Source organism: Lutimonas vermicola (assembly GCF_038433205.1).
Taxonomy (GTDB): domain Bacteria; phylum Bacteroidota; class Bacteroidia; order Flavobacteriales; family Flavobacteriaceae; genus Lutimonas; species Lutimonas vermicola.
In genome coordinates, this window is sequence record NZ_JBCDNA010000001.1 from 1,603,695 (window position 1) to 1,620,437 (window position 16,743).

14 protein-coding genes are annotated in these 16,743 nt (G+C 38.5%); 4 read left to right on the top strand and 10 right to left on the bottom strand.

The window, feature by feature from the left end; translation table 11 throughout:
- Positions 1-2: 2 nt before the first annotated feature.
- The 4 genes from AABB81_RS07140 to AABB81_RS07155 form a co-directional block, all read right to left on the bottom strand.
- Positions 3-1,169 (bottom strand): glycoside hydrolase family 53 protein, encoded by a 1,167-nt coding sequence (locus tag AABB81_RS07140; RefSeq protein WP_342159544.1) that lies wholly within the window; start codon positions 1,167-1,169, stop codon positions 3-5.
- A gap of 125 nt (positions 1,170-1,294) precedes the next feature.
- The gene (locus tag AABB81_RS07145) at positions 1,295-1,489 is read right to left on the bottom strand and encodes a cold-shock protein (protein WP_342159545.1); all 195 of its coding nucleotides are present in this window, start codon (positions 1,487-1,489) and stop codon (positions 1,295-1,297) included.
- Between the two features lie 403 nt (positions 1,490-1,892).
- A complete protein-coding gene (locus tag AABB81_RS07150) occupies positions 1,893-2,096 on the bottom strand; it encodes a dihydrofolate reductase family protein (protein ID WP_342159546.1) in 204 nt (67 codons plus the stop codon).
- A 258-nt stretch (positions 2,097-2,354) separates the two neighbouring features.
- A complete protein-coding gene (locus AABB81_RS07155) occupies positions 2,355-4,781 on the bottom strand; it encodes an OmpA family protein (RefSeq protein ID WP_342159547.1) in 2,427 nt (808 codons plus the stop codon).
- 404 nt (positions 4,782-5,185) lie between these two features.
- Here AABB81_RS07155 and AABB81_RS07160 point away from each other — a divergent pair, with 404 nt between their 5' ends.
- Positions 5,186-5,614 (top strand): DUF6526 family protein, encoded by a 429-nt coding sequence (locus AABB81_RS07160; RefSeq protein WP_342159549.1) that lies wholly within the window; start codon positions 5,186-5,188, stop codon positions 5,612-5,614.
- A gap of 53 nt (positions 5,615-5,667) precedes the next feature.
- Here the strand turns inward: AABB81_RS07160 and AABB81_RS07165 are convergent, their stop codons facing one another.
- Both AABB81_RS07165 and AABB81_RS07170 read right to left on the bottom strand, forming a co-directional pair.
- Positions 5,668-6,804 carry an MFS transporter gene (locus AABB81_RS07165; RefSeq protein ID WP_342159551.1) on the bottom strand — a complete coding sequence of 379 codons (1,137 nt, stop codon included), beginning with the start codon at positions 6,802-6,804 and terminating at the stop codon, positions 5,668-5,670.
- A 258-nt stretch (positions 6,805-7,062) separates the two neighbouring features.
- Positions 7,063-7,365 carry a hypothetical protein gene (locus AABB81_RS07170; RefSeq protein ID WP_342159552.1) on the bottom strand — a complete coding sequence of 101 codons (303 nt, stop codon included), beginning with the start codon at positions 7,363-7,365 and terminating at the stop codon, positions 7,063-7,065.
- 96 nt (positions 7,366-7,461) lie between these two features.
- Here AABB81_RS07170 and AABB81_RS07175 point away from each other — a divergent pair, with 96 nt between their 5' ends.
- A complete protein-coding gene (locus tag AABB81_RS07175; protein ID WP_342159553.1) occupies positions 7,462-9,441 on the top strand; it encodes a tetratricopeptide repeat protein in 1,980 nt (659 codons plus the stop codon).
- A gap of 43 nt (positions 9,442-9,484) precedes the next feature.
- Here AABB81_RS07175 and AABB81_RS07180 read toward each other — a convergent pair whose 3' ends face one another.
- A complete protein-coding gene (locus AABB81_RS07180; protein ID WP_342159554.1) occupies positions 9,485-11,053 on the bottom strand; it encodes an aryl-sulfate sulfotransferase in 1,569 nt (522 codons plus the stop codon).
- Positions 11,054-11,415: 362 nt separating this feature from the next.
- On the opposite strand from AABB81_RS07180, the gene katG reads away from it, so the two are divergent.
- Both katG and AABB81_RS07190 read left to right on the top strand, forming a co-directional pair.
- Entirely contained in the window at positions 11,416-13,599 is a 2,184-nt protein-coding gene (katG, locus tag AABB81_RS07185; protein ID WP_342159555.1) for a catalase/peroxidase HPI, read from the top strand.
- A gap of 170 nt (positions 13,600-13,769) precedes the next feature.
- Positions 13,770-14,222 (top strand): hypothetical protein, encoded by a 453-nt coding sequence (locus AABB81_RS07190; protein ID WP_342159556.1) that lies wholly within the window; start codon positions 13,770-13,772, stop codon positions 14,220-14,222.
- Between the two features lie 179 nt (positions 14,223-14,401).
- Here the strand turns inward: AABB81_RS07190 and AABB81_RS07195 are convergent, their stop codons facing one another.
- From AABB81_RS07195 to AABB81_RS07205, 3 genes are all read right to left on the bottom strand, one after another.
- Complete coding sequence (locus AABB81_RS07195) at positions 14,402-14,668, bottom strand: hypothetical protein (RefSeq protein ID WP_342159557.1); 267 nt, start codon at positions 14,666-14,668, stop codon at positions 14,402-14,404.
- Positions 14,668-15,447: a DUF1295 domain-containing protein gene (locus tag AABB81_RS07200; protein ID WP_342159559.1), complete on the bottom strand. Its 780-nt coding sequence runs from the start codon at positions 15,445-15,447 to the stop codon at positions 14,668-14,670. The genes AABB81_RS07195 and AABB81_RS07200 overlap by 1 nt, the downstream gene beginning before the upstream one ends.
- 221 nt (positions 15,448-15,668) lie before the next feature.
- Positions 15,669-16,709: a zinc-dependent alcohol dehydrogenase family protein gene (locus AABB81_RS07205; RefSeq protein WP_342159560.1), complete on the bottom strand. Its 1,041-nt coding sequence runs from the start codon at positions 16,707-16,709 to the stop codon at positions 15,669-15,671.
- Positions 16,710-16,743 lie beyond the last annotated feature (34 nt).

The window sequence follows — 16,743 nt, forward strand, 5'->3', positions numbered from 1 at the left end:
TTTCAATGTTTATAAAATTCCATTCCCTTATTTGCCTTATTGTCATGATCAAACAAGGTGGCGTTGTCCCAGTGGGAGCCTTGACCCCATAGTGTATTGCATTTGGTCGATACCCAGGCCGGTTCCCAGTACACAAGGCCTTCGCCCCCTGCATCCTCAATACGCTTTTTCAAGAGATTCAGATAATCCAGCTGACCTTGCTCAGTGGCAGGAAAACCTGAAATCAAAGCCTCATTACCAAGGATATTGTTAGCCGAATCAGCATTGTCCATTGTAAATGGGTAAGCAGTTTCAACGACCATCAGTCTCTTTTTATAGGTGTTAATCAATGTTTTAAAAGCATCCCCTACCTCATTTAAATCATATTCAGACCACAAAGGATAATACGATAAGCCTATCCAGTCATAATCAGTTAAACCGTTTTCTGTAGCTTCTTTAAACCACCACAAAGCATTTTCGGGCTGGGCAATGTGCAGCATGACCCCAATCTCTCTATTCTGCTCTTTTGCAACCTGGCGCACCGCCTCTATACCTTTGTTGATCAGATAGGAATTTCTACCCCAGTTAATGGGCCATGCCAATTCTTCTCCTTGCAGTATCATTGGATTTATCTCATTACCCACTTGAACAATTTCAGGAAGTAATTGCTCCTGTGCCAGATCAGTCAATGTTTTGTAGGTATAATCGTACAGCAAAGAACCAAGCTTCTCCTTATCATTAATGAAAGTTTCCCAGGCTGCGGGTATTTGCTGCTTGGCCGGATCGGTCCAGGTATCTGAATAATGAAAATCCAACAACACCTGCATACCCTTTTCTTTTGCCCTTCTAATTGTTTTTAAAACATCCTGATAATCTGAATAGGCTGTCCAATCCGGATTGTGCCACAAACGAACACGAATCAAATTAGCTCCCGCATCACTAAAAATGGAATAGGGATCTTTAACAATATTCTCAGAATTTCTGTAGACAGCTCCGCAATCGATCATTTCATTCACATATGACAGGTCGGCACCATAATAAAAATCGGTTTTTATTTCAGGAACATCAGGGTTATTATAGTCAGGAGGTATTATAGGGTCTAAACCACCCTGCGGTATTTCTTGACTATCGCATGAAAGGAAAGCCATCCAGATAAGAAAAAGTAAATTCATCAGACTTTTTATTTTCATGGATTCATATTTAATAGAACAAATCAGACTAAATAACCTCTCAGCAGATTTATTTTCAAAGGTAGTAAATAACAAAAAAAAAGCCCATCATCAGATGGGCTTTTAATTTGTAAAAAAATTCTTTATTATGAGATAACTCTTACGTTAACTGCATTTAATCCTTTTTTTCCTTGTTCTAATTCAAACTCTACTTCGTCATTCTCACGAATTTCGTCTACAAGTCCTGAAACGTGTACAAAATGTTCTTTACCTGTTCCTTCCTCGCTTATGAAACCGAATCCTTTAGCGTCATTGAAGAATTTTACTTTACCTGTATTCATTTTAAAATAATTTATTAATTTAGTGCAAAGATAGTATAATTTGATGAATAAAATATTTTTTTTTAAATAAAATTCTATTTTACTGCTCATCCAACCTAAAGAAAATCATTAATCTAGAGGATCTAATTCAATTTTCAGACCCAAATAGTTTCATATAAAATAGTAAACAAAGACAGTCTAATATACAACTGCTTGAAGGGGTTGTTCCATTGATAGCGCATGAGGATCATCTCAATTATAAAGTTTCCACTTTATCAGTTTTAATGATATCGTTTTTCTTTGGACCTTATAAAACAGTTTCTCTTGTGTAATGCAACTGTACAAGCCCTGTGTCAAATTCTCTTACAGGCAGGGCCTTTAGCTTTAAGCTGAGTGTTCCTCCCAAGAACAGTCTCTTCCCTTGTTAAAACATAACATTCCCACTGTTCGGCTTGTGGGAAACCCTTCCTGTTAATTTCAAAACAAAGTCATAGGTAACCCTTCCGGCTATATAGGTATCGACTTTACTGCTGTAGTCGGCATAACCATAATCTTCCTCTTTTTTCTCTATAAATGACATCCACGACAAATCATCGTCTTTGGAGGCTAAAAAGCCATCCAGGCTCATACTGATAAAACAAACTCAAGTTACGGTTCTTCATTTTAAATTTATGAAGTGTATCAGGTGATTTGATTCTTGTGCTTGGTTCATGATGGTTTTTCTTTTTTTAGAAATTGTTAAAGTTACATATAACAAAAAAGCACCCATCAGATGGGTGCTTTTTTGTTTATCAGTCCAGGATTATAAATGATGCTTTTCTCCGGATAAAAATTTAAACGGCTTATGCTGTGTTTTTCAACAATTCAAATATGGCCATTTATTCATTTAAAATCTGCTTTCACCTTTTAAGCCCACTACAAATGCATCTTCAAATCCATTTTTCCTCATCTTCTTCATATGATTTCTTGCCTCAGAGGAAGATTCAAATATACCGGCATAATACCTGTTTAAACCATCGTCATATCGATAATTGAAGAGATCAGTTAATTTGTTGAATTTATTATTTTGCACATCTCCTTTAAATGCCCCAAGCTGAACCGTATAAACCTCTCTGTCATCGCTAAAATCGTAATTCAAATAAGCTCCTGAATTTGGGACCTTACTATTAACAGCATAGTTGCCAGATGCAGCCTTGTTAACAGATTGAGCAATTACGGCATCCGAAAATTTATCTACAATTAGAAATTCCGACCTCCTGTTTAATTGGTGCTGCAAGCCTGTGCAAGGCTTCTCTTTGGTGCATATTTCAGCTACCTGGGTTTCTCCATGGCCTTCTCCTGAAATTCTTTCAACTTCAATTCCCTTGTCGAGAAGGTATTGCACCGTATTGTAGGCCCTGTTATTGGATAATTTTAAATTATACCCCTTTTTTCCCCTGATATCCGTGTGGGCATTCACCTTGATTTTAGTTTGTGGGTTTTGTTTTAAAACGACGGCGATCTTGTCTAATTCAATTCTCGCATCGAAACGAATATTGTATTTATCAAAATCAAAATAAATGGTATTGATATGAATCGGAACATCATTTGGTTTTTTCGATTGAAAATCATCTGTTCCGTCATCAAGAGTCTCCGCTGTTCCAGACACGTCCATGGCAATTACCTTCTGTGATTCGGTTTTTTTTAGGTCCTCTTTTACAGGAGTCATATCTTGATTATCCTCAGCATTTGCCGCAATCACTTCATCGACCTTTTCACTTTCTTTTTCAGACGCAATAATTGCTGCGGCAGTTACTTCAGGCACCATTTCTGTTTTTGAGGTTGCCTTTTCCTGCTTATCCTCAGCATTGACGGCAATCACTTCATCGGCCGTTTCACTTTCATTTTCTGATGAAACAACAGCTGCTGCCGGGACTACAGGTGCCATTTCTGCCTCTGAATTATTTTTAGTAACTGCAGTTTCCTTACTGTTTTTTTGTCCCACATTTGAATGACCAGTTTCTGTTTCAGAAACAGAAGAGACCACAGTGCTTTCATCCTCATTTGAACCTGGCACAGGTTTATCCTCTTTAAACGGCGAATTTGAATCCGCAAGGACTTCCTGTTTTTTATTAGGATCCGAAATCAAATTCAGTATAATCTCAATAGGCTCGGCATTGAGGTCATTTACTGTTGTAATATCCATTTCCCCTATCAAATACCCTTCCAGATAACCTTTGATTGTATACGAGGTATTACAGGATTGCTCAAAACTGAATGAGGCCGCATCCTTGCTCGAAATAAAAGATTCCAATTCTTTGCCTTTGGCATCGTATAAAATAATCAAGGCATCCGGAATGAGCTCCTGTGTATCAATATCTTTTACAACACCTGTTATTTCCTGAAGACATTCGATATAAATAGGCGGAGAAGCAACAAATGTGTAAATATCATCATCTCCTTCGCCACCTTCCCTGTTTGAAGAAAAGTATCCTCTGTGCTTGTGGTCATCAATGATATAGGCAAAATCATCATGTTCGCTGTTCACGGGCTCCTCCAAATTGATGGGGGTCGAAACGGTTGAATCAAATATTTTACTGGCGTATACATCCAGCTCACCATGGCCTGAATATCCATCTGAAGAAAAATAAAGCACATTATCCTTGCCTATAAAAGGGAACATTTCTCGTTCAGGCGTATTGATTTTAGCACCTAAATTCCTGGGGGAGCTAAAGTTGCCATCTTCATCAATGTCTACTACAAAAATATCTGTTTTGCCTATGGATTCCGGACGATCCGACACAAAGTACAATTTACTGTCATCCCTGTTCAGTACCGGGTGCCCGGTTGAAAAGTTCTCACCATTAAACGGAAGTAATTTCGAATTGGTCCATTCGCCTGTTTCTGATACACTCGCCATAAACAATTGAACATAACTCGTCCCTTTTTTCTTATTTTTACCCTTTTTCTTTTTTACATAATTATTGGCGCTGAAATACACCGTTTTCATGTCTTTGGTAAACGACACCATTCCTTCATGATACTTAGAATTGATGTCTCCTGGCAATTTTTGTTTTTTTACAATCTGGCCATCTTCAGTGACCTCTCCAATATAAAGATCCAGAAACGGTTGGTTATGATATTCTTCTCTGTTAAAGGTTAGCCCTTGTTTGGGTGCCGCAAAAACAACTTTGTCGTCACCAAAAAAAGCGGTTCCAAAATCTGAATTCTGAGTATTTATCTTTGCATTCTTGACAGTGTATACACCAGGCGAATCTTGAGCATTTATCCCGAAAGAAATAATTGCCAGCATTATCATTAGTAACTTTTTCATCAATAAGTAGTTAGATATATCATGGCTAAATCAACTTGATCTATATATGAGTACAAACTAATGACTTCCTTTGATATATTTTATAAAGCAGGTGATTAGTTGTTAAGATATTTATTAACGACAAAAATTGCTGGAGTAAAGTAAAAATTAATACCGTTTAGATGCATCAGTTGCTCATGCGCAACTTTTTAACACATTCATTAAAAGATCGCGAAATATATAAAAACCAAAGAAATAAACTCAGTTACTCAATAGCCTTTTTAAAAACTATCAGAGCTGCAAAGTGCGGCCTTGTAGTCAAATGGAGTAATTTCTTAATTGATTTCTGATAAAATCTCAGTAACTTGATCAGGAAAATAACATTCGTCAATCCACAAAAAAAGTTTAACCACAAACCTTGAATCATGAAAAATCAAAATTACAGCAACCACAGACGTTTTGTTTTCGGCTATCATTTTTTTGCCATGTTAGGATCACTGATCTTAGTGATAGGGTCAATTGTTAATTTAGTTAAAACAACTCATGAGGGTCTTTACTCTGCATCTTTAATCACCTTCGGCTCTGTTATTTTGCTCTTCACTACTTTTTATGCCAGGGCATTTGCTATTAAAGCCCAGGACAGGGTCATACGCGCAGAAGAAAATTTCAGGTATTTCCTCCTTACTAAATCAACATTACCTGAGGCCTTAACAATCCGTCAGATCATAGGGCTAAGATTTGCCTCAGATGATGAATTTCCCGCCTTGGTTGAAAAAGCAGTTAAGGAAAACATGTCAGAAAATGACATTAAAAAATCAATTAAAACCTGGCGCGGAGATTATTACAGGGTATAACCGGCTTCTAATGAAGAGAAAAACGGCTTATCCCTATTTTAAACAGATTCCACCTACTCATTTTTAAGTCGAAAAAATAATTGCGACAGGGGAATCAGCATGAGTCCTGATAGAATAAACAAAACGAATGCAGCTTGCAAACCAAAAATATGGGCCAAATACCCTACTAATGGCGGGCCTATCAGCATGCCAACTATACCATATGTTGAGATAATTGATATGGCCATACCGGGTGAATATTTTTTTGAGCTTCCGGCCAAAGAAAATGTCATTGGAAATACAGCTGAAACACCGATTCCCACTAAAGAAAAACCAATCAATACAGGTGTGAAATAAGGGAATATTATTGCCAGTAGCATACCAAATGTTACAATCGCCGCACCCAAAACATAGGTTTTTCTCATTCCGATAAGGTCAATTAACCGATCGGAGAAAAACCGCGAAAAAGCCATAAAGGTCATAAAGATCAAATAACCAAGCGTAAAGATCTCTTCTCCTACAACTTCCCTGAAATATACTCCACTCCAGTCAAACATCCCTCCTTCGCACAAAGCGGCAAAAAATACCATCAACCCGAGATATAACATGTATTTATCCGGCTTACCGAGAACCAGCCTGTTTCCAATAGCTGATTTGTCTTTTTTAAGAAGAAACGGGTATGCGATAATCCCAAAAAATAAACTTATCAGTGCCACATAGAGAAAATGCTCTTTCATGGGCACTTCTAATTTGACCATTACAGTCGAAAAAAGAGCTCCACCCAATCCTCCCAGGCTCCAAAGCCCGTGAAAAGAACCCATGATTTTCTTATCTCTCATCTTTTGGACGGCAAGTGATTGGGTATTTACCGAAATATTTGCGATGCGCATGCAAAATGAAAACACAGCTACTGCAATGACAAGGAATTCGAGTTTGGAACTATATCCAATGGCAAGTAAAGAAATAGAAAAGAATATATATGAAACAAACAGAGGTACCCTGCTATTATATTTAGAAACCAGCCAACCGGAAATAGGAAGACCTATTAAAGAGCTGATCGGCATCACCAAAAGCAAGTTACCTAATTCAGCTTCATTAAAGTCAAAGTTCGTCTTGATACTTGGTATTCGGGATGCCCAGGATGCAAAACCAAAACCAAGCAGGAAGAAATAACCACTCAAAGAAATCCGTTGCCTTGAAACTTCGCTCATTATTTTTATTAAATTGCAAATATCAGACCTGTTTTCGAAATAATCTATACAATTTAAAAGAAATATTATGCTGAAAAGCGCTGTCTTACATTTCTTCAATGAAGAAAAGATTTTGCTAAAAAAAAAGCCGAAGTATTTCATATACTTCAGCTTTATCTCATAAAAAAGGGCTTAAAAAAGACAATATCAACCCTAAACCATTAAAGTGAACAACTTATAGGCTTTAAATTCTTAACATCCTTATTGCTAGAAACAGTTTTATTTTTTTTCTCCTGGTTCAATACCCCTTCCTTTAGGCTCAATAGATTTTCCCTTAGGTTCTATTGATCTGCCTTTGGGCTCAATTGACCTTCCTTTGGGCTCGATTGATCTGCCCTTGGGCTCAATTGATCTGCCTTTAGGCTCAATAGATCTGCCCTTAGGCTCAATAGATTTACCCTTAGGCTCAATAGATTTACCCTTGGGTTCAATTGATCTGCCTTTAGGTTCAATTGATCTGCCATGCGGCTCAATGCCCTTTCCTTTGGGTTCAATCGATTTTGATTTTTCTTGCTTTGTCATGTTAAAGTTTGTTTGAAATTTTATCTATATTAGTCAAAAATATGGACTTTTCCAAGCAAATCCTGAATATAGGATGTAAGCCCTACAAATTATTGTATGAAATTTAATGAGTTTTTAAAAATATGTCATGAAAAGGAAGTTTTTAAAAAACTCTCTTTATACATTGTCTTTAGCTGGGTTTTGATTCAGGTAATCTCAGTAATATGGGAGCCAATGGGTTTGTCAAAAGATGCCATGACCTATTCGCTTATCCTTTTGCTCGTTGGTTTTCCAACCTATATTTTTTACGTTTGGAAGACCTACCTGAAAAATATTTATTCCACAATCAAAGAAGGAAGTGAACCCGGGAAAAAGAAAAAAATATCACGCAATCATTTTAATTTCCAGACCTACTATTTTGTTTCTCTGGGTATCATAAGCTTTATCGTGGGCTCAATGGTTGTGTTCGTTTATGACAATAAATTCAAAGACGATTATGTTATTGAAGAAATTGAACTGGAGGATAAAATCGCCGTTCTAAAATTTGGTAATAAAACAGGCCTTGTTGAAATGGACCCGATAGGTGACATGGCCGCTGACTGGATCATTCATGGCATTTCACAATATCAGGTCGCGCAGGTAATCACCCCTGAAACCTATGAGGAGTATACAAAACTCTATAAAGCGTCTTTGTTTCCTCTTGAAGGGACCAAATCCTTAAGGGAGTATTTTAATCCGAAGCAAATAATCACCGGTAACTACTTTTTGAAAAATGACCGCTTGATTTTTCAGGGTTCAATTCTTGACGGCAAAGCAAATACAGTGTCATTTTCATTTGAGTCAGTTGAATGTGATTCTCAAAATCCTTTAGACTGCATCGAGTTATTGAAGCAGAAGATATTGGGATTTTTAGTAACCGAGAAAAATGATGAACTTAATCTTCAGGAATCACCGCCAAATTACGAAGCCTATAGAAAATTACTCGAAGCAAAAGCCAATATTGATGATAATGATAAATACATTCGATTGCTCAATGAATCAATTGAAATAGATAAAGATTTTTTTGAACCTAAATATTTGAGGGTCGAGTTTTACTATAACAGGGCCAAATATGCAACCGCAGATTCATTATTGAAGGCTATCGAACCTACGTCATTAAACAACTTAAGGCAAAAAAATATTCTGGAATTATTGGAAGCACTTTTGGAAGGCAATAATAAAATGGTTTACCGTTATGTGAAAAAAGAATACAATTATGCGCCCTTTGATCTTTATAAAAACCTTAGCACCATGGTTGTGGCAAGTGAATTCGTCAACCTTCCTAATGAAGTAAAGAAAGTGTATTCACAAATTAATTCTGATAATCTGGATACCGAAAATTGCAAATACTGTGGCTATAGGAATTATATTCAGGCAATGGCATATTTCGAATTGGGAGAATATGAAAAGATCATCGATTTACTAAAGGATTTTGTTGACATATCTGATAACCCTACTTTAAAAAAGGTGTTGATAGCAGCTCATGTAAAACAGGGAAATTTTACAGCGGCAGAACAGCTGGTTTCCAAATATGAATTGGAGATAGACCTTGAAGAATGGCTTGATTTATCACTTTATATCGGCAAAACATATTTAATTGAAAAAAATGATTCCTTGGCACTACCCTATTTTGACAAAGTTATTTCAAAAGCAGATCCCGAAAAACATAAAGCATTTGTTGCCATGGCATTTTACTTTAAAGAAGACTTTGTTGAATCAGCATCTCTATTTAAGGACCTTGTAGTGGCCTCACCTGAAAATTTAGAATACAAGTCCAAACTTGCCGTGTCGTATTACAAGAATAAAGACATGAGCAACGCAAATCAAACCTTAGCTGATTTAGAAGCTTTACGTCAGGACTTTCAATACGGTTCTCTGGACTATGCTCTTGGACAATATTATGCCATGACAAATGACCCTGAAAATACAAAAAAACACCTTCTTAAATCGGTCGCTTCGGGTAATTGGTTCACCAATAATTCATTTCAGAATGACCCTCATTTCAAAAACATAAAATCAGAAAGCTATTTTAAAGAGATTTTAAATTTTTGGCATTAATGCAAATACAAGATGGGAATCATTAGCTGATTAAATGGAGCTGCTAAGGCTTTTCCCCTTCTTTTTCTTTGGGAGGCAAGGTAAAAACATCCGGCTGAGGATCCAGTGGTTTTAGCTCTTTCCCCTTAAAAGCAGGATGATCGGCTGGAATAAACGTAGCCCTAAAAACCCAATAGGTCATCGGCATCATAGCGACAGGATCTCCATTTAACTTGCGGATCTCACCTCTGTATGGATTTAAGAATTCCCAAACAACTTCCCCTTCGGGTGTCACTTCAAAGAATCTGCCTTTTGCCCCTTCATTGATAAACGTATTGCCGCTTTTCATGCGGTGAGCACCTGAGATAAAACTACTGTAAAACGATACCGTGTCTTTTGCAATATATTTCCAGGAGGGCTGCACAGGACCAAAAGGACGATCCTTTTCAAGTATATAATTCCCTTTTTCATCCTTGGGAAGCTTCAATTCAAAGATGGCAGAATAATTTAAACTGTCTTTTCTACCGGGAATATCATTGTTATACAAGGTTAGGTTCCCTGCTCCGGGTTTTTCATTTTCAATCCATTTAACATTATGCTGATAAAATAATTGCCGATCTATAGTATCACCTCTTTTATAATTTGTTGGATTTCCCCATCGATAAAGAAAATCGCCCCCCTTACCACTATTCCCGCCTTGATGCCCGGCTGCCTCTTGGGTACTCGTGCTGTGGTCTATGATAAAAATTTCATTTATTTCGGGAGAGCTGAACACAATCTGGTCAAGGTCTGCATTATAATGTATTGCATTGATATGATAAATATCCGATCCCTTGCTATAAGGTGTTTGATTTTTATCGGCTTTGTCAAGGGCGATCAAAATATCCAAACTGTCTTGTGTTATAGCGGGTGGAATATGATGTTTAATATTGAAATCCAATAATTCGGGATGATCAGCAGGATTGCCATAATTTGCTTTGCTTTTGTCAAAATCCTGAATCAAATGATCAGCTATATGCCACTCCCAAACAATCCTGGCCCCCCGACTTCCCTGTGGGTCGATCTCTATAATCTTTTCCATCCAGGGACCTGATTTAGGCGTCAACTCGGGTTTTCTTCCACCGGCGATTGCATCCTCAAAAGATTTTGCCTCATAAGCAATTGCAAGGATATGATCATTCGGCATTAAAGCAAAATCGTGGTGCAGGACATGATCGTCATTTGCATATTCAAAATCCCATAAAACCTTGCTGTCCCAGGATATCTTTTGGATGCGCCCATAGGGTCCGGCATCATCAAATATCGGATAATCAGGATCTATTGCTGCTTGGAAAAGAGAACCGTCATCCAATAGATAAGAATGAAATACCTCGTAATTACCTTTCCATTGGTGAACAACTTCTCCATTTCTGTTGACCAAATATATTAAGGACGAATTTGGCACGGCATACATAACATATCCAGGGGCCAGATTTTCAGAATTAACGGTTAAACCCCTGGGGATATGATGCCCGAACATATTCCTGTCTTTTTTCTCTGATGCCGCTTCCTTGTCTATTGATTTTTGCTTTGTGCAATTTGAAAAAATGCTTAAAAAAAGAACTGTTAGTGCGTAGATTTGAATTTTTTTCATAAAAAAGAGTTTGGTTGATTCATTGTAAAGCAATGGCAAATGGCATTCTTAAAAAATAAATATATGCATATTTATTTGATTTTTAATTGTTTGGCTTTTATCAATGATGATTTGGGCTTTATCTCTGAAAGCCATATCAAAAAAGTTCAACATCCAAATAGATCCCAACTTTGGGCTACTGTGCAATAGCCTCTTGATAAACATATACCAAGATCTGCATAAAACGTATTTAATTTTATGATGTCTAATGCATTGTTATAAGTTTTAATTATAACAAAATAAATAAAAAGTAATGTGATTTTGAGAATTTCTGTTAGATGTTCAGTAACTTAAGGCTTTAAAAACTTCAAATAAAAAATACAATGGATAATAATGAAAGTAAGTGCCCGTTTCACGGTGGAACAGTGAAGCACACTGCTGGTTCTGGAACCTCAAACCGAGACTGGTGGCCAAACATGTTAAATTTGAATATCCTTCGTCAACATTCCTCAAAGTCGGACCCAATGGGTGAAGATTTTAACTATGCCGACGAATTCAAAAGACTTGACCTTAAAGCTGTTAAGAATGATTTATATGAACTGATGACCAAATCTCAGGACTGGTGGCCTGCCGATTACGGTCATTACGGACCCTTCTTTATCAGGATGGCATGGCACAGTGCAGGTACGTATCGTATTCAGGATGGTCGTGGAGGAGCCGGTTCGGGAAGTCAGCGCTTTGCTCCGCTCAACAGCTGGCCTGACAACGGTAACCTGGACAAGGCGCGTTTGCTGCTTTGGCCTGTAAAACAGAAATATGGAAAGAAAATTTCATGGGCAGATCTGATGATTCTTGCCGGTAACTGTGCGCTTGAATCTATGGGCTTGAAAACCTTTGGTTTCGGAGGTGGACGGGAAGACATTTGGCAGACTGAAGAAGATATTTACTGGGGTACTGAAACCGAATGGCTAGGAGATAAACGATATGAAGGTGATCGCGAACTTGAAAACCCTCTTGGTGCCGTTCAGATGGGGCTCATTTATGTAAACCCCGAAGGCCCGAATGGAAATCCTGATCCACTTAAATCTGCGGTAGATATTCGTGAAACTTTTGGCCGTATGGCAATGAATGATGAAGAGACGGTTGCGCTTGTTGCCGGAGGACACACTTTTGGGAAAGCACATGGTGCTGCTGATCCTGAAAAATATGTGGGTAGAGAACCTGCCGGTGCGAGTATTGAAGAGCAAGGTTTGGGTTGGAAAAATTCATTTGGAAGTGGGCATGGAGATGATACCATTACCAGTGGATTAGAAGGTGCGTGGACACCAACACCTACTGAATGGAATAATGATTATTTTGACGTACTGTTGGGCTATGACTGGGAATTGACAAAAAGTCCTGCTGGAGCGCATCAATGGACGCCCACTGCAGCTTCACATGCCAAAAGGGCACCTGCAGCAGGTGATCCCTCAAAAACTCAGGCACTTATGATGACCACTGCAGACATGGCACTTAAGATGGATCCTATTTATGAGCCTATTTCAAGGCATTTTCACGAAAATCCCGATGAATTTGCAGAAGTGTTTGCTCGAGCCTGGTTTAAACTTACACATCGCGATATGGGACCCATTGCCCTGTACCTGGGTTCTGAAGTACCAAAGGAAGAATTAATTTGGCAGGATCCTATTCCAGCCGTTACGCATGAACTGTTGAATGACAAAGACATCGCCGAACTTAAAAGCAAGATACTTGCTTCGGGCCTTTCTGTTTCTCAATTGGTTTCTGTAGCCTGGGCGTCGGCTTCGACCTTCCGAGGATCGGATAAACGCGGAGGAGCAAACGGCGGGCGAATTCGCCTGGAACCCCAAAAGAGCTGGGAAGTAAATAACCCTGCTCAATTGTCAAAAGTGTTAGATACATTAGAGTCTGTAAAAAGAGATTTTGCTAAGCCTGTTTCTATGGCAGACTTGATCGTATTAGGAGGTTGTGCCGCTATTGAGCAGGCAGCCAAGAATGCAGGACTTGATATTAAGGTGCCTTTTACTCCGGGAAGAGCAGACGCTTCACAAGAGCAAACTGATGTGGAATCATTTGCTGCCCTGGAACCGACTGCTGATGGCTTCCGTAATTATTACAAACCTAAACATGTCTCGTCGGCAGAAGAAATGATGGTAGACAAGGCACAGCTTTTGACGCTAACCCCACCTGAGATGACTGTTTTGATTGGTGGTATGCGAGTTTTAAATACAAACTTCGATCAGTCTCAACACGGAGTATTTACCAGTCATCCGGAAACCTTGACCAATGACTTCTTTATAAACCTCCTTGATATGGGTACTACCTGGAGAGCAATTTCAGATGCACAAAATGTATTTGAAGGTCGCGACCGGACAACGGGTAAAGTCAAATGGACCGGTACACGAGCAGATCTCATATTTGGTTCCAATGCTGAGTTACGTGCTCTGGCTGAGGTATATGGATGTGCAGATTCTCAGGATAAGTTTGTCAAAGACTTTGTGGCCGTCTGGGACAAAGTGATGAACCTTGACCGTTTTGACCTGGCCTGAACTTAGACCAATCAAACAAAGCATTCTGATCCTAATCAGAATGCTTTGTTTATGAATAATCTGAATAACAGCATTTGGAGTTTTAAAAAATTTACAAGATGGTTTGTTGTGTCGTTGTGATACCCTTACAGAAATGTCAAATACTGCTCTTAAACAGGAGCGAACAAGCTGTGCTCAGTACACTCCTGGAATCGGGTTTATCATACAAACCCTTTATATTCAATTCATCCAAAGGGATGTATATTTTTGTTAAAAAGAAAGCATCTTTTCAAAATATTGAACAGATTCTTACAGCTTATTTTGATGAAATCAATCTAAAAAATGTCACAATACACGACACGAGTTTTCGTCCCGATTTTTTCAGGAACCGAACACGTCAGATACTGGATTCAGAGCAATTATCGGTTCTTGGATGGAAAAAATTCATCAGTAGTTTTATAATGCAAATCGATCCGTTTAACCCTTCAGTTGAGTCAAACAGCATTGAAGTATTCGAAAGGTTTTACAATTGTGTCAGACTTCATGGCAGTAAACATCAAAAAAAATATTTAAAACGGAAATTAAAAATATTGCGACAGCGGGTTTCGTTAAAACCTATAGAGAATTTACTGAAATTTAATTGACTAGCCTCCTTGGCAAAAAAAAGACTAGTAGTTTTGTGCAATGCTTCTTTTCTGCACGCAAACTGATACATCATTACGATCAATGCAGTAAGCAATTATTATTTTTACATATTTACTTAAATAGAAACTTGATCATCTTTTATTGGTGTATGCATTTCTGCCTGTTCAGGAAAGAATATTTAATTAAAATAAAGATAACATAAGAACAGTATCAGATAAATCAGCAAGTAGAAGCGGTAAAAATTGCGCTGCTTGACAAAATTAATGTCATCAACCTCATAGTAGCCAAACAATGCCTTTACTTCCCTTATAAATTTGGGTTGTATATTGATGAGCCAATGGTCGGTCTGATAGACCATTTTCCTGAATCGACTGCGGTAATACGTCAAGGGTAAGCCCCAAATGACAAATAAAATGAACCAGCCGTGTTTGTAAATAAAATCCATTAAGATTTTTGTTTAGGGAACCAAGGGAAAAAGGCACTTGTGGTTCGCACATATTCCTCATATCCGGGTTTGACTTCTGACAGTGATTTTTCGAGCAGGGCCACTCCTGATATCTTTAAGATCAGGTAGGTCATCAACAATGAGCCCAGACTGTACCAATATGCTCCTGAAGCGATGGCCAAAAGGCCGAATCCCCACCAAACCGCTGTATCGCCAAAATAATTGGGGTGTCGTGTATAACGCCACAGGCCACTGGTAAGCAGTTTTCCTTTATTATCGGGATCACCTTTAAAGACGACCAGTTGATAGTCGCCCACCGTTTCAAATACAAACCCAACCAGCCAGGCCAACAATCCCAGATAATCGAATAGGTTTAGGCTATTGGAAGATGTGAAAAGGGTAATCCCTAACAAAGGCAGGGATATGATAAGGATTAGTATCCCCTGAAGCAAAAATACCTGGAAAAAGCTGAACCACCAATAGCGTTTTGGTCCATAGTGTTGCCTGAATTCACGGTATCTGTAATCTTCTCCTTTGCCGTAATTGCGATACATTAAATACAAAGACAGTCTTAAACCCCAAAGGATAACCAAAAGCAGCATAAGTTTTGTCCTGATAAACATGACTTCGCAATTAAAGGCATAGATCAGGGCGGCAATGATAAACCCGATGCCCCAGAAATTGTCTACGATACTTACGTTTTTAAAGTAAATACTGAACAGCCATAAAACTGTCATCAAACTCAGTATACCTAAGGCAGCCGACAATACAATCATCATACATTTGTTATTTAGCTTAAAGATACTGTTTTTAAAGGATTCCTTTGTCCCGAATCACAAATTAGCCAAGGGTAGTTTCCAAATATATTCGGCCTTATCAAGTCGATACTTTATTCCTTTATTTTTAATGAAAACTTCAAAACCATGCATTGACTTAATGGGTTGGCTCCATATACCCTCATTTCATCTCTGATATATCAACCGAGTTCAGGAAAACTTAATTAAAATGAATTGATAACACAAACCCCATGAGTATCGAATTTAGTCATGCCCGGCAAGGCGATGGTTGCTTCCTGCAGTGAAATAGTTTTTTCTATTAGTTTTTCAGGTTGCAGTTTGCCATTCTTTATCATCTCCAGCATATCAGGATATTTATGTGCCTGCATTCCATGACTGCCTATGATTTCCAATTCATCAGCCAGGACTTTATCCATGGGAACCTTAGCTTTTTTATCCTTTCCTGTCATCAGGCCAACCTGGATGTGTTTGCCTCTTATCCTTAAATTAGAAACAGAATTATAACAAGTTATGTCGCTTCCCAGGGCATCAATTGATACGTGAACCCCGCCATTGCTTATTGTTTTGACTTGTTCTGCTATATCATTGTTTTGCGAGGCATTAATCGTTGCCATGGCTCCCAGTTTTTTGGCAAGTTTTAAAGATGCATCTTTAATGTCTACTGCGATTACCTGCGCCCCCAAAGCCCGGGCGATCATGATAGCTGAAAGCCCTACACCGCCGCAACCATGTACAGCCACGTATTGGCCTCCAGAAACCTTGCCCTGATAAACTATTGCCCTAAAGGATGTAATAAACCTGCAGCCCAGGATTGCAGCAGTTACGTCGTTGATTTCTTCAGGAAGTTTTACCAGGTTAATATCAGCATGATCCAAGGCAACAAATTGTGCAAAAGAACCCCAATGCGTAAAACCGGGTTGTGATTGACGTTCACATACCTGATGATTTCCTGACAAGCACTGCCTGCAACTTCCACATCCACAGACGAAAGGAGCGGTAACCCTGTCTCCTACCTTATGATTTTTGACATTTTTCCCAATAAGCTCAATTGTTCCGGCAAACTCATGCCCGGGAACATGAGGCAACTCAATGGATGTATCATGACCCATCCAACCGTGCCAATCACTTCGGCACAACCCCGTAGCTTTAACCGAAATAACGACTCCGTGATCATTTGGTTTAGGGTCTTCTACATTCTGGACGCTTATAGGCCCTTGAAATGTTTCGTAAACTGCTGCTTTCATATTCCTTTAAAAAATTAAGTATACCAAAGATCCG

Coding starts and splice junctions, on each gene's coding strand:
- AABB81_RS07195 (WP_342159557.1), bottom strand. CDS start 14,668: ATGGATTTTATTTACAAACACGGCTGGTTCATTTTATTTGTCATTTGG.
- AABB81_RS07150 (WP_342159546.1), bottom strand. CDS start 2,096: ATGAGCCTGGATGGCTTTTTAGCCTCCAAAGACGATGATTTGTCGTGG.
- AABB81_RS07175 (WP_342159553.1), top strand. CDS start 7,462: ATGAAATTTAATGAGTTTTTAAAAATATGTCATGAAAAGGAAGTTTTT.
- AABB81_RS07165 (WP_342159551.1), bottom strand. CDS start 6,804: ATGAGCGAAGTTTCAAGGCAACGGATTTCTTTGAGTGGTTATTTCTTC.
- AABB81_RS07170 (WP_342159552.1), bottom strand. CDS start 7,365: ATGACAAAGCAAGAAAAATCAAAATCGATTGAACCCAAAGGAAAGGGC.
- AABB81_RS07200 (WP_342159559.1), bottom strand. CDS start 15,447: ATGATGATTGTATTGTCGGCTGCCTTAGGTATACTGAGTTTGATGACA.
- AABB81_RS07155 (WP_342159547.1), bottom strand. CDS start 4,781: ATGAAAAAGTTACTAATGATAATGCTGGCAATTATTTCTTTCGGGATA.
- AABB81_RS07140 (WP_342159544.1), bottom strand. CDS start 1,169: ATGAAAATAAAAAGTCTGATGAATTTACTTTTTCTTATCTGGATGGCT.
- AABB81_RS07160 (WP_342159549.1), top strand. CDS start 5,186: ATGAAAAATCAAAATTACAGCAACCACAGACGTTTTGTTTTCGGCTAT.
- AABB81_RS07180 (WP_342159554.1), bottom strand. CDS start 11,053: ATGAAAAAAATTCAAATCTACGCACTAACAGTTCTTTTTTTAAGCATT.
- katG (WP_342159555.1), top strand. CDS start 11,416: ATGGATAATAATGAAAGTAAGTGCCCGTTTCACGGTGGAACAGTGAAG.
- AABB81_RS07145 (WP_342159545.1), bottom strand. CDS start 1,489: ATGAATACAGGTAAAGTAAAATTCTTCAATGACGCTAAAGGATTCGGT.
- AABB81_RS07205 (WP_342159560.1), bottom strand. CDS start 16,709: ATGAAAGCAGCAGTTTACGAAACATTTCAAGGGCCTATAAGCGTCCAG.